The organism is Viridibacillus sp. FSL H8-0110, assembly GCF_038003565.1.
Classification (GTDB): domain Bacteria; phylum Bacillota; class Bacilli; order Bacillales_A; family Planococcaceae; genus Viridibacillus; species Viridibacillus arenosi.
The window spans coordinates 3,275,141-3,289,168 of the sequence record NZ_JBBOPJ010000001.1 but is presented as its reverse complement, the minus strand read 5'-3'; the positions used below and the strand labels follow the sequence as shown (position 1 = coordinate 3,289,168).

Genomic DNA, 14,028 nt, shown 5'->3' with positions numbered 1-14,028 from the left:
TTGCAGGCTTTTTCTGTCTTTAAAATAAAATTATTTATACTAAAAAGGAGTTGACACGAATGCAACATGGCATTCTTCCTCTATGGAAAGAACGGGGAATGACTTCTCACGATTGCGTATTTAAATTACGCAAAATATTGCAAACGAAAAAAGTAGGGCATACAGGTACACTTGATCCGGGTGTAGAAGGTGTTTTGCCGATTTGTATTGGCAATGCAACACGTCTAGCAGAATATCTGACAGACGCAGGTAAAACGTATGAGGCTGTTATTTCAATTGGCACATCTACTACAACTGAAGATGCTGAAGGGGAAATAGTGGCAGAAGATAGTAGTATCAAAACCATTTCTCGTGAACAATTATTACAGGTACTTGCTAACCTTACTGGAGAAATTTCACAAACACCACCGATGTATTCAGCTGTGAAAGTAAATGGACGGAAATTATATGAATACGCACGCCAAGGTCAGATTATAGAACGTCCATCTCGTAATGTTATGATTTATAGCTTAGAACTACTAGATGATGAATTGGTCTATGAGGGAGCTACTATCACTTTCCCAGTTCGCATTGCATGTAGCAAAGGGACATATATTCGCACTTTAGCTGTACAAATAGGTGAAGAGTTAGGGTACCCTGCGCATATGGCTTCACTAGTTCGTACAGCTTCTGGAAATTTTAAGAAGGAAGATTGTGTCACAATTTCTGAATTACGTGAAATTGCTGAGGCGGAGGAATTGGATAAAGTAATAATGCCAATTGAGCAAGCATTAACTAATTATCCAACTTTCCAAATTGATGAAGAGAATCATAAGCAAATTACAAATGGACAAGTACTTCCTATGCACTCATCTCTAGAAGAACATGATAAAATAGTATTTGTAGAAAATGGGAGAGCGGTTGCTATTTATATTAAGCATCCAACAAAAGATGGGCTTATGAAGCCAGAAAAAATGTTCCCAGCTGTTGATTAGGAGGCAGTCTTTATGATGAAAGTTATTCAATTAATGTACCCTCACCAAATTAGTCATCCAGATATTGAAGGACCCTATTCGCTTGCAATCGGCTTTTTTGATGGAGTACATCGAGGTCATCAAGCGGTGATTGAGCATGCGAAAAAGCAAGCACACGAGAAAAACTTGAAAACGGCTGTTATGACGTTTGATCCTCACCCTTCGATTGTATTAGGCCAAAGTAAAGAACAAGTTTTTTATATTACACCAATAAAGCAAAAGCTAGATATCCTTGAAAGTATGGGAGTTGATACGGTATTCGTCGTACGCTTCACTTCGGATTTCGCTAAGCTTAGTCCTAGTAAATTTGTAGATGTATTTATTCGTAAATTAAATGTAAAACATGTGACAGCAGGCTTCGATTTTACATTTGGTGCATTTGGAAAAGGAACGATGGAAGAAATGAAGTCACTCAGCAATGAAGACTTCGATGTTACTATAATTAATAAGCAAGTTCAGGAAGACGAGAAAATTAGCTCGACTAGAATTCGTAAGTTGTTACAAGTGGGTGAAATGGAAGCTGTTCATATTCTTCTAGGAAGACCATACCAAATTCCAGGGATTGTCGTACATGGTGATAAACGAGGACGTCAGATTGGTTTTCCAACTGCGAATATTCAAGCGCATGAAGGTACGTTCATACCGGCTAATGGTGTTTATGCTGTAAGAATGCGAGTACAAAATGAATGGTTCGATGGTGTTTGTAACGTGGGATATAAACCAACATTCAAAAACCCAGATGAAAAAAGTTTATCAATAGAAGTACATATTATGGACTTCAACAAAAATATTTATGCTGAAGAAGTACAAATAGATTGGTATAAGCATTTAAGATCAGAACAAAAGTTTGATGGAATCGACGCGCTGAAAAGACAAATCGAAATAGATAAGGCAACTGCAATGAAATATTTACGTGAACGTTAGATAATAGTTGATTCTATTAGGCGCTTATGTTACTATTTCATAAGTGAGTTGCTCTAAATGAAGTATTTCATTTGCAACCACTGAACCATTGCTTGGCTTTCGAATCACCAACGTTTGCTCAGCATTTGGGGATATTTCAATTTAGGAGGTGAATAGGATGGCACTAACACAAGAACGCAAAAACGAAATTATTTCTGAATTCCGTGTACACGAAAGTGATACTGGTTCACCAGAAGTTCAAATCGCTATCCTTACGGAAGAGATTAACAACTTAAATGAGCACTTACGTACTCATAAAAAAGACCACCATTCTCGTCGCGGTTTATTCAAAATGGTTGGACGTCGTCGTAACTTATTAAAATATTTACGTGAAAATGACGTACCACGCTACCGTGAAATCATTACTAAACTCGGCTTACGTCGATAACATGCAATTTTGTGAAAGCGGGCTTGTCCCGCTTTTTCTTTATGCTTCAATAAACTAACCTCCTACGACAATTTGAATATAAAGAATTGAAATGTTTCGCATAAGCCTCCCTTTTTTGATAAACTAATAGTACTACATAAATACATGAATAGATGTTTTCTTTGAGAGAGGAGTTCAAATAAATGAACGAAAAAAAGGTTTATACCTATGAATGGGCCGGACGACCTTTACAAATCGAAGTAGGTCAGCTCGCAAAGCAAGCTAATGGGTCGGTATTAGTACGTTATGGAGAAACGGTTGTACTATCAAATGCAACTGCTTCAAAACACCCAAAACCATTAGACTTCTTCCCATTAACAGTTAACTATGAAGAAAAATTATATGCAGTTGGTAAGATCCCTGGTGGGTTTATCAAACGTGAAGGACGTCCTTCTGAAAAAGCGGTATTAACATCTCGCTTAATCGACCGTCCAATCCGTCCATTATTCCCTGATGGCTTCCGTAATGAAGTACAAGTAATCTCTATGGTTATGTCAGCAGATCAAGATTGCCCTTCAGAAATGGCAGCTATGCTCGGATCATCACTTGCTTTGATGGTTTCTGATATTCCATTTGACGGACCAATCGCAGGTGTCCAAGTTGGGCTTGTTGACGGTGAATTCATCGTAAACCCAACAGTTGCACAATGGGAAAATTCAACAATTAATTTAATTGTTGCTGGTACAAAAGATGCGATTAACATGGTTGAAGCAGGTGCTTTAGAAGTTCCTGAAGAAAAAATGTTAGAAGCTATTATGTTTGGACATGAAGAAATCAAAAAAATAATTGCTTTCCAAGAAACAATTGCTGCTGAAGTCGGCAAAGAAAAAATGGAAGTAATATTACACGGAATAAATGAAGAATTATACGCTGAAATCAATGCGGAATTCGGAACTAAAATGGTTGCTGCTATCCAAACTTATGAAAAGCATGCTCGTGAAGAAGCAATTAATGCTGTAAAAGCTGAAGTTGTTGCAAAATACGAAGAAGCTGAAGCGGATGAAGCAACTTTAAAACAAGTTGGCGAAATTCTAGATAAAATGGTGAAAGAAGAAGTTCGCCGTTTAATCACAGAAGATAAAATTCGTCCTGATGGTCGTAAATTAGATGAAATTCGTCCATTATCTTCAGAAGTAAGTTTACTTCCAAGAGCACATGGATCTGGCTTGTTTACACGTGGACAAACTCAAGCACTTTCAGTTTGTACTTTAGGAGCACTAGGTGATGTTCAAATTATCGATGGTTTAGGTGTTGAAGAGTCTAAACGCTTTATGCATCATTATAACTTCCCTCAATTCTCAGTAGGAGAAACTGGACCTATTCGTGGACCAGGCCGTCGTGAAATCGGCCATGGTGCGTTAGGTGAACGTGCTTTAGAAGCAGTTATTCCAAACGAAAAAGACTTCCCTTACACAATCCGTTGCGTATCAGAAGTATTAGAATCTAATGGATCTACTTCACAAGCAAGTATTTGTGCTTCAACTTTAGCGATGATGGATGCAGGTGTTCCTCTTAAAGCACCAGTTGCAGGTATTGCAATGGGTCTTATTAAAAAAGATGAACATTATTCAATCTTAACTGATATTCAAGGAATGGAAGATCACCTGGGTGATATGGACTTCAAAGTAGCGGGTACTGCAAAAGGTGTTACTGCACTTCAAATGGATATTAAAATTGATGGATTATCAAATCAAATTTTAGAAGAAGCTTTAACTCAAGCGAAAATTGGTCGTATGCATATACTAGAGTCTATGCTTGCAACTATGCCAGAAAGACGTGATCATCTTTCTAAATATGCTCCGAAAATTATCATGGTTAAAATTAACCCAGATAAAATTCGTGATGTTATCGGACCTGGCGGTAAACAAATCAATAAAATCATCGAAGAAACTGGCGTGAAAATTGATACTGAACAAGACGGTACAATTTACATCTCTTCTGTTGATGAAGCAATGAACGCACGTGCAAAAGAAATCATTGAAAATATCGTACGTGAAGCAGTTGTAGGCGAATATTACATGGGTAAAGTAAAACGTATCGAAAAATTCGGTGCATTTGTTCAAATCTTCCCAGGTAAAGACGGTTTACTACACATTTCTGAAATTCAAGAAGAGCGCACTAAAGCCGTAGAAGATGTTCTAAAACTAGAAGATGAACTACTTGTAAAAGTCATCGAAATCGACAACCAAGGTCGCGTAAACCTTTCTCGTAAAGTAGTATTAAAAGAAGAAAAAGAACGTGAAGAGCAAAAGTAAACTGAGGTTTACGATATAGGGTATTACAAGTCGATACTCCTCGCGTACAACTTAAGTTACTAAACATCATAATGTTTAAATTATTGAGGTCGTCCGTTTCCAGCAAAACGGCGACCTCTTTTGCTTGTATTATAAGGAGGAAACTATTTGGTTACAAAACATATTTGTGCTAATGGAGTACGCATCGTTGCGGAAGATATACCGCATGTACGTTCAGTAGCAATGGGTATTTGGGTAAATGTTGGATCACGATATGAACAACCGCATGAAAATGGAATGACACATTTCATTGAGCATATGTTATTTAAAGGAACAGCTAAACGTTCTGCAAAAGAAATAGCTGAAGAATTTGATCGTATTGGTGGGCAACTAAATGCCTTCACATCAAAAGAAAATACATGTTACTATGCAGTTGTTCTTGATCATCATGCAGAAAAAGCAATTGAAATGCTGTCTGATATGTTCTTTCATTCCAAATTTAGTCCTGATGATATTGAAAAGGAAAGACAAGTGATATTAGAAGAAATTGCAATGACTGAAGATGCACCTGATGATGATGTAGATGAAAGGTTATGGCAGGCAATGTTCCCAAATAGTGCATTAGGTTCGCCTATACTAGGAACAACAGAAACTTTACAAACGTTTAATCGTGAAAATCTTCTGGCATATATGCACAAGCATTATCGTCCCGAACAAGTAGTAATTTCAATTGCGGGTCATTTGACACCAAAGTTAATTCAAACGATTGAGAAATTATTCAATCAATTCCCAACAACAACATCATATAAGCCTACAATTTTTACTTCACCAACATTTGTTCCAGCGAAAATCGAAAAGACGAGTCAAGTAGAACAGTCACATTTGGCATTAGGCTATCCGGGGTTAAGTATGCAAGCACCTAATCTATTAAGCTTAGTTGTATTAAATAGTGTACTGGGAGATTCTATGTCTTCTCGTTTATTTCAAGAAGTAAGAGAGGAAAAAGCACTTGCTTATTCCGTCTACTCCTATTATTCTGCGTATCAAGATGCTGGTGCATTTGTGATTTATGCTGGAACTTCACCACATCAACTACCTTTGTTGCAGCAAACAATTACTCGTTCTATCGACACGATATGCCGAGAAGGTATTACTGAAAAAGAATTATTATTTGCTAAAGAACAACTTGAAAGTAATCTGCTACTCGGATTAGAAACAGCATATGATTTTATGAGTCGCAATGCTAAAAATGAACTTGTATTTGGTTATGATCGCACGATTGAAAAAGCACTAGCTGAATTACAACAAGTAACGGTACAATCAGTAAATCAAATTATTGAAGACCATTTAAAACAACCATTTGCAAGCTCCATCATTACACCAGCTAAGGGAAGCAACTAATGCCCTTAGCTTTTTCTTTTGATCTTTTTTCCTTTGATGCAAAAAATCACTAAAAACCAGGAAAAAGCATATACATAATATACATGCGAAAAGGAGGGGAAGCATGCTCTTATCAGAGTTAGCTGAGAAAGAATTAATTCAAATGAATGATGGTATACGTTTTGGTATTTTGGCTGAGACAGAGTGTTTACTTGACCCAAAAACAGGTCAAATTTTTGGTTTTGAAATGATTCATAAAGGGCATCGAATTCCATTTAAAGCAAAATCACCGAAAATGCAGGAATATATCCCGTGGGATGAAATAGTTCTCATCGGAGAAGATCGAATTCTATTTAATCAAGTAAAGCCAATGAATTCGGGGTTAATAGAATGACGGATGAAAGATGGCTACTCATAGGAACGGACGCACGTTTTAAAAAGCTTGCCGTACAACTTTCAAAGCCTCATCGAACTGTTGTGTACAAATATACAGATGAGTGGAATGAAGAGCTCGTAATGTTGAGCAAAAAGCTTCAACCGAATCGCATTGTTTTACCTATTCACCCACCTAAATGGTCAGCAGATATGAATAGTTTTCTAAGTGTGGCAGAGAATGCAAAGCTGTTTGTTGGAAGAACTACACCAGACTTTAAACAACAGTTGTCTACTTCACAAACTGTTAACTACCTAGAAGATGAACAATTTATATGGCAAAATGCAAAGCTCACCGCTGAAGGTATGCTCAGATCATTCTACGATCATGAACAAAGATCAATGAATGGGCAACACCTAATAATTACAGGATTTGGAAGAGTTGCAAAGATGACTGCTGCATTATGTAGAGACCTAGGTGCTTCAATTCATGTTATGGCACGCTCTGCAACTCAAATATATGAGGCGGAAGCTTTTGGCTATAAAGCTTCTGTTTTGGCACCTGAGGCATTGGAAGGTAAATCAGATTACGTCATTAACACAATTCCAGTAAAATGGCTTACAGTAGCCTTTAGTGAGAAGTTACAATCATCTACTACAGTGTTTGATTTAGCATCAGCTCCAGGATGTCTGGCGTTTGAAGAACAACCCGATTTTGACTATATTCAATTACCAGCATTGCCCGGGAAATTTTTCCCCATAGATGCTGCAGATTTACTAATTCAAACGATAGAACTGCATAATGCAAAGTATAAGGAGGAACATCATGCTTGATGGAAAGCGCATCGGCTTTGGCATAACTGCATCACATTGTACGTATGAAGAAGTTGTACCGAAAATCAAATTTCTTAAAGATGAAGGCGCGACAGTAGTGCCCATTATTACTCACTCAGTATTGCATGCAGCAACCAGATTTGGTACAGGAGAAGAGTGGATTGCAAAAATAGAGGAAGTTGCAGGTCATGAAGTGATTAAGACAATGGCTGAGGCAGAGCCGCTTGGACCGAGAAATCCCCTAGATTGTATGGTGATTGCACCGATGACTGGGAACTCACTAAGTAAATTTGCAAATGCTGCAACGGAATCGCCAGTTTTAATGGCAGCAAAGGCGACACTACGTAACGGCAGTCCAGTTGTCATCGGTGTTTCTACCAATGATGCCTTAGGATTAAATGGTATGAATCTCATGAAACTTTTAAATACAAAGAACATTTTCTTTATACCATTTGGCCAAGATGATCCATATAAAAAGCCAAATTCGTTAATTTCTGATTTTACAAAAATAAATGAAACGATTAAAAATGCTTTAGAAAAGAAACAATTACAGCCATTATTGATTCAATATACTAAATAATTTAATTTTTATACACAATTATGAAAAATTATGATACAATAGCGCCAATATCAATGATGAGTTGAGGAGAGATGTATGATGACTAAGCAATATACAGTAGCTGTCGTAGGAGCTACAGGAGCAGTAGGGACGAAAATGATGGAGCAGCTTGCTAAGCGTAAGTTTCCGATTGGTAAGATTAAATTACTAGCTTCCAAAAAATCTGCTGGAAAAGATATTACATTTAATGGTCAGTCATACACGATTGAGGAAGCAACACCTGAAGCATTTGAAGGTGTAGATATTGCGCTATTCAGTGCAGGTGGTGCTGTATCAAAAGTGTTAGCACCAGAAGCTGCAAGACGTGGTGCTGTTGCAATTGATAACACAAGCGCTTTTCGAATGGATCCAGAAGTACCGCTTGTTGTACCTGAAGTAAACCCTGGTGATTTAGCTAAACACAAAGGGATTATTGCTAATCCAAACTGTTCAACAATTCAAATGGTCGCAGCATTAGAACCAATAAAAAAAGCATTTGGCTTATCAAATGTAATCGTATCTACATATCAAGCAGTATCTGGTTCAGGTATAAATGCCATTGAAGAGCTTAAAATACAAAGTGGTGAGTGGGAAAAAGGTAAAGACGTGGAAGCGAATGTATTACCAGTTAAAAGCGATAAAAAACATTATCCAATTGCTAGAAATGTTATTCCTCAAATTGATGTCTTCACTGAAAATGGCTTCACATATGAAGAGATGAAAATGATAAATGAAACGAAGAAAATTATGCATATGCCAGAGCTTCCAGTCGCAGCAACTTGTGTTCGTGTTCCAGTTGTATCAGGACACTCTGAATCTGTTTATATTGAAGTAGAAAAAGATAATGTGTCAGTAGAAGATGTAAAGAAGGTGCTTGAAAATGCTTCTGGCATCAAACTAGTTGACGATATTACAGCGCAAGGTTATCCAATGCCAATCTATGCAGAAGGCGAAGATGAAGTATTTGTAGGCCGTATTCGCAAAGATTTAGCGAAGGATAATGGCTTCCATTTATGGATTGTTGCTGACAACCTATTAAAGGGTGCGGCACTTAATTCTATCCAAATCGCAGAAGCTTTGATTGATGAAGGTATAATCTAAGGGGGCGTCACGTATGAACATAGGGAATGTAGCAACAGCGTTGATTACTCCATTTCACGAAGATGGCTCTATCCATTATGAAATTGTGGCAAAGGTAGTAGAACATCTAATCGCAACAGGTACTGATTCAATTGTTGTTTGTGGTACAACTGGCGAATCACCAACATTAACACACGAAGAGAAAATGCATCTTATCCAATTTGTTGTCGAAACTGTACGTAAACGAGTGCCAGTAATTGCTGGTACAGGAAGTAATAATACGGCTGAATCGATTCGAGCGACAAAAGAAGCTGAAGAAGCAGGTGTTGATGGCGTTATGCTGGTGACACCATATTATAATAAGCCTAGCCAACGTGGTATGTATGCACACTTTGCCGCAATTGCTAAAGAAACAACGTTACCGATTATGCTTTACAATATACCAGGACGTTCAATAGTAAATCTATTACCTGAAACGATCCTAGAATTAAGTAAAATACCAAACATCCATATTGTGAAAGAAGCAAGTGGTAGTCTTGATCAAATGACAGAAATTCTATCTGGTGCACCTAAGGGATTCAAAGTATACTCGGGTGATGATGGTTTAACTTTACCACTTTTAGCAGTTGGAGGTTCAGGTATCATTTCTGTAGCAGCACATGTTGTTGGCGAAGATATGCAGAAAATGATCAAAGCTTTTAAAGAGGGGCGCCATGGAGACGCAGCGTTTATACATCAAGCATTACTACCTTTAATTCGTGCCTTGTTTGCAACTCCGAATCCTACTGCCGTTAAATATGCTCTTAGTAAATTGAATATTTCATCTGAAACGGTTAGGTTGCCATTAGTGGAATTGACTGAACAAGAAAAAGCACATTTTGATATAGTTTGGGAACATTATTTAGCGAAACAAAAACAGTTCCAATAAAAAAATGGAATGGGTGATAAAACCCATTCTTTTTTTGTTTGTGAAAACGGTCTACTACCGATATAATAAAAACAAGTGGATGCTGTTCGGGATTATTTTTAGGAGGAAAACAAGTGGTTAAAACAAAAAATGAAGTAATACGAGTAATACCTCTAGGTGGGGTTAGTGAAATCGGCAAAGCAATGTATGTCGTTGAAATTGATGACGAGCTATTTGTAGTCGATAGTGGATTAATGTTCCCAGAGGATGAGATGCTAGGAATTGATTTTGTTATTCCAGACATTTCATATTTAGAAGAAAACAAAACAAGAGTAAAAGGAATCTTCTTGACACATGGTCATGAAGATGCAATTGGCTCAATTGCGTACTTATTACAAAAAGTCAATGCACCAGTTTATGGTTCAAAACTTACAATTGCTTTAGCAAAAGAACATTTAAAAGAATTGCCCGCTCCACAACAAGTGAAGTTCTTTGAAGTGACAAGCAAAAGTCGTATGAATTTCCAAACGACGTATGTGACATTTTTCCATACAACGCACAGTATTCCAGATTCACTTGGCGTTGCGTTCCATACATCTGAAGGTGCAATCGTACACACTGGCGAATTTAAATTTGACCAATCAGCACAAGGAAAGTACAAGCCCGATATCGCTAAAATGGCTGGTCTTGGTGAAGAGGGTGTATTCATCTTAATGTCTGATTCAACAGAAGCAGAACGCCCAGGATATACAATCTCAGAATCAATTATCCGTGAAAGATTATCGAAAACATTCCATCGTGCAGAAGGAAGAATCCTTGTAGCACTTTATGCATCAAACTTCATCCGTATTCAACAAGTATTTGACCAAGCGGCAGCATCAAATCGTAAAATTGCTGTTGTAGGACGTAGTCTAGAAAATGTGTTTGAAGTAGGTATGCGTTTAGGCTATCTTTCTGTTGATCCAGAAAGAATTATTCCAGTAAGTAAAATCAATGATTACCCTGAAAATGAAATTGTTGCAATTGTAACAGGTAATCAAGGAGAGCCTTTAGAAGGTCTTGAGAAAATCATTCGTAAGCATCACCGTGATATTCGTATTAAACCTACTGATACTGTATTAATTACATTCACACCTTCTCCAGGTATGGAAGTACAAATTGCTGAAACAATGAATAGCCTAGCCAAAGCAGGCGCTAAAGTAATGTCTGCTGATAAAAAGGTACATGTATCTGGTCATGGTTCGCAAGAAGACCTTAAATTAATGCTTAACCTTATGAAACCAAAGTACTTTATTCCTATTCAAGGGGAATATCGTATGTTAATAGCGCACTCTAAACTTGCGCAAGAAACAGGTTTATCGAAAGCGCAAATTTTCATCGCTGATAAAGGTGATATTGTAGAATATAAAAACGGTAAAATGCGTATGAGTGGCCGTGTAACTGCTGGTAATGTTTTAATAGATGGTATTGGCGTTGGTGATGTAGGTAACATCGTTCTACGTGATCGTAAATTATTAAGTCAAGATGGTATCTTTATCGTTGTTGTTACTATTGACCGTCAACATAAGAAAATCGCTTCCGGTCCAGAAATTTTATCTAGAGGATTCGTATATGTTCGTGAGTCAGAAGAACTAATGGAAGAGTCTGCAGCACTAGTAAAGAATGTTGTCGAAAAGTATGTGAATAAAGGTACGTATGAATGGACAAACATTAAACAAGAAATCCGTGACACGCTAAATTCTTACTTATTCCAAAAAACGAAGCGCCGCCCAATGATCATCCCGATTATTATGGAATATTAATGCGTAGCGGATACAAAGGATTTCCTAGCCGATTTGTGGTGGGAAATCCTTTTTTCCTTTAAAAGAGAAAGGCAGGTAAGAAAATTGGCTACAAAAAAGAAAAAAGAGACAAAACCTAAAAAGCCAGAACAAAAATTAACGATGCATCCTCTTATGTATGAAATCATTGGCCTCCTATTGGTAGGGATTGCTATCATTACATTCTTTGAATATGGCTTAGTTGGACGATTCTTTCAAACAGCTGCTTTGTTTTTATTTGGTAATTGGTCAATTGCTGTATCATTCATGCTTATTCTTAGTGCCCTTATTTTAATGATTCGTAGAACCATCCCGAATATGAAGAACAGAACAATTCTAGGTTGTGCATTTATACTAGGGAGCCTAACTTTATTTAGTCATATTGCACTGTTTGAGCAATTACTAAATGGAAATGGAATTGGAAGTAATTCGGTGTTGAAAGAAACATGGCGAATACTCATAACGAGCGGTGGTATAGAAGAACGTAGTCAATCACTTGGTGGTGGGATGGTCGGCGCTTTATTATTTGCATGTTTCTTTATTTTATTTGACTCTGCAGGAGCGTCTATTGCTAGTTGGTTAATGCTATTTATCGGGATGATTTTATTAACTGGTAAGGCATTAGTTCCATACTTATTGCAAAAGACGCCTGAATGGCAAACGAAATGGAGAGAACGTCGTACACAAGCGAAAAGAGCGAAGCAAGCCAGAAGAACTCCACAAAGTCAAGAGGCGCCAAAAGCTTCATCACGTCGCGCTCGTAAATCTGTAAAAGATGAAGCGCCGCAACAAGTTGAAGAAAATCTTGAAGCTGCCACAGAAGTAGAGCTTCCTGTCCATAAGGAACCTATTATTTCAGCTTTTACACAACGTATTGTAGAACCTGAAGTAATACCACAGGATATAGAACCAGAAGAAGAAATAGAGATTCAACCAATGGCGGGTGATGAGGTTATTGAAAATGTCAATTACCAATTACCGGCAATGTCTTTATTAAAAGCACCACCACATGTTGATCAAAGTGGAGAATTCACATTGATTCAAGCAAATGCACGAAAGCTTGAACAAACTTTTCAATCGTTTGGTGTGAAAGCAACTGTGACAGAAGTCCATTTAGGGCCAGCTGTTACAGAGTATGAAGTACTGCCAGATAAAGGGGTTAAAGTAAGCAAAATTGTCGGTTTGCAAGACGATTTAGCATTAGCATTAGCAGCTGAAGATATACGTATCGAAGCACCTATTCCGGGTAAATCAGCTGTCGGTATCGAAGTACCAAACAAAGAAGTGGCAATTGTTAGTTTGCGTGAAGTGTTAGAGGCAAAAGAAAATAATCAACCAAATGCCAAACTACTAATTGGATTAGGTAGAGATATTACAGGTGAAGCGAAGTTGGCCCAGTTAAATAAAATGCCACATTTATTGGTAGCTGGTTCTACAGGTAGCGGTAAGAGTGTTTGTATTAATGGCATCATAGTAAGTATATTAATGCGTGCAAAACCTCATGAAGTGAAACTCATGATGATTGATCCGAAAATGGTTGAGCTAAATGTTTATAATGGCATTCCGCATCTGTTAGCACCAGTTGTTACGGATGCACGTAAAGCTTCTCAAGCTTTGAAAAAAGTTGTATCTGAAATGGAGCGCCGTTATGACCTGTTTTCACATACAGGAACACGTAATATTGAAGGCTATAATGGACATGTTGATGCGTTTAATGGTGAAAATGATGAGAAGCATCCCAAATTACCATTTATTGTCGTTATTGTTGATGAACTAGCGGATTTAATGATGGTTGCCTCAAGTGATGTAGAAGACTCCATTACTAGACTTGCCCAAATGGCACGAGCGGCAGGTATTCATTTAATTATCGCTACCCAAAGACCGAGTGTCGATGTCATTACGGGTGTCATAAAAGCAAATATTCCATCTCGAATTGCTTTTGCAGTATCTTCTTCAATTGATTCTCGTACTATCTTAGACATGGGTGGAGCGGAACGTCTTCTCGGAAGAGGGGATATGCTATTTTTACCAGCTGGACAATCGAAACCTGTTCGAGTCCAAGGGGCTTTTCTGTCAGATAATGAAGTACAGGATGTTGTTGATTTTGTTATTAGTCAACAAAAGGCACAATACCAAGAAGAGATGATACCGACAGAAGAGGATGACTTAAAGAACTTAGATGACACAGATGATTTGTATGAAGAGGCAGTACAATTAGTAATGGATCAAGAAACGGCATCGGTATCATATTTGCAAAGAAAGTTAAAAGTGGGGTATGCTAGAGCGGCTCGTATAATGGATCAGATGGAAGAAAGAGGAGTTGTAGGACCTGCTGAAAAAAGCAAGCCACGTCAAGTCCTTATCGGAAAATAATGATGGAAAAATTTTCTTTATCAAAAA

12 protein-coding genes are annotated in these 14,028 nt (G+C 37.6%); all 12 read left to right on the top strand.

The genetic code is table 11. The annotated features are described in order from the left end of the window. Nucleotides 1-59 precede the first annotated feature (59 nt). The gene (gene truB, locus MHH98_RS16500; RefSeq protein ID WP_076034001.1) at nt 60-974 is read left to right on the top strand and encodes a tRNA pseudouridine(55) synthase TruB; all 915 of its coding nucleotides are present in this window, start codon (nt 60-62) and stop codon (nt 972-974) included. A 15-nt stretch (nt 975-989) separates the two neighbouring features. Beyond that, complete coding sequence (gene ribF / locus MHH98_RS16495; RefSeq protein WP_076065504.1) at nt 990-1,937, top strand: riboflavin biosynthesis protein RibF; 948 nt, start codon at nt 990-992, stop codon at nt 1,935-1,937. Nucleotides 1,938-2,094: 157 nt separating this feature from the next. Beyond that, nucleotides 2,095-2,364: a 30S ribosomal protein S15 gene (gene rpsO, locus MHH98_RS16490; RefSeq protein ID WP_038184240.1), complete on the top strand. Its 270-nt coding sequence runs from the start codon at nt 2,095-2,097 to the stop codon at nt 2,362-2,364. A 182-nt stretch (nt 2,365-2,546) separates the two neighbouring features. After that, on the top strand, nt 2,547-4,658 hold the full coding sequence (gene pnp, locus MHH98_RS16485) for a polyribonucleotide nucleotidyltransferase (RefSeq protein WP_038184243.1): 2,112 nt from the start codon (nt 2,547-2,549) through the stop codon (nt 4,656-4,658). Between the two features lie 147 nt (nt 4,659-4,805). Next, a complete protein-coding gene (locus tag MHH98_RS16480; protein WP_340713274.1) occupies nt 4,806-6,038 on the top strand; it encodes a M16 family metallopeptidase in 1,233 nt (410 codons plus the stop codon). 103 nt (nt 6,039-6,141) lie between these two features. After that, nucleotides 6,142-6,411, top strand: coding sequence for a YlmC/YmxH family sporulation protein (locus tag MHH98_RS16475; RefSeq protein ID WP_340713273.1), 270 nt, complete (start codon nt 6,142-6,144; stop codon nt 6,409-6,411). Further along, a complete protein-coding gene (locus MHH98_RS16470; protein WP_038184252.1) occupies nt 6,408-7,223 on the top strand; it encodes an NAD(P)-dependent oxidoreductase in 816 nt (271 codons plus the stop codon). Before MHH98_RS16475 ends, MHH98_RS16470 begins: the two co-directional genes overlap by 4 nt. After that, nucleotides 7,216-7,803, top strand: a complete 588-nt coding sequence (locus MHH98_RS16465; RefSeq protein ID WP_038184255.1) for a dipicolinate synthase subunit B — start codon at nt 7,216-7,218, stop codon at nt 7,801-7,803. The genes MHH98_RS16470 and MHH98_RS16465 overlap by 8 nt, the downstream gene beginning before the upstream one ends. 78 nt (nt 7,804-7,881) lie before the next feature. Then, nucleotides 7,882-8,922 (top strand): aspartate-semialdehyde dehydrogenase, encoded by a 1,041-nt coding sequence (locus MHH98_RS16460; RefSeq protein WP_076034000.1) that lies wholly within the window; start codon nt 7,882-7,884, stop codon nt 8,920-8,922. A gap of 13 nt (nt 8,923-8,935) precedes the next feature. Next, nucleotides 8,936-9,829: a 4-hydroxy-tetrahydrodipicolinate synthase gene (gene dapA / locus MHH98_RS16455; protein WP_340713272.1), complete on the top strand. Its 894-nt coding sequence runs from the start codon at nt 8,936-8,938 to the stop codon at nt 9,827-9,829. A gap of 113 nt (nt 9,830-9,942) precedes the next feature. Further along, nucleotides 9,943-11,610 carry a ribonuclease J gene (locus MHH98_RS16450; protein ID WP_038184264.1) on the top strand — a complete coding sequence of 556 codons (1,668 nt, stop codon included), beginning with the start codon at nt 9,943-9,945 and terminating at the stop codon, nt 11,608-11,610. Between the two features lie 141 nt (nt 11,611-11,751). Then, nucleotides 11,752-14,001 (top strand): FtsK/SpoIIIE family DNA translocase, encoded by a 2,250-nt coding sequence (locus MHH98_RS16445; protein ID WP_340713555.1) that lies wholly within the window; start codon nt 11,752-11,754, stop codon nt 13,999-14,001. The last annotated feature ends 27 nt before the right edge of the window (nt 14,002-14,028 follow it).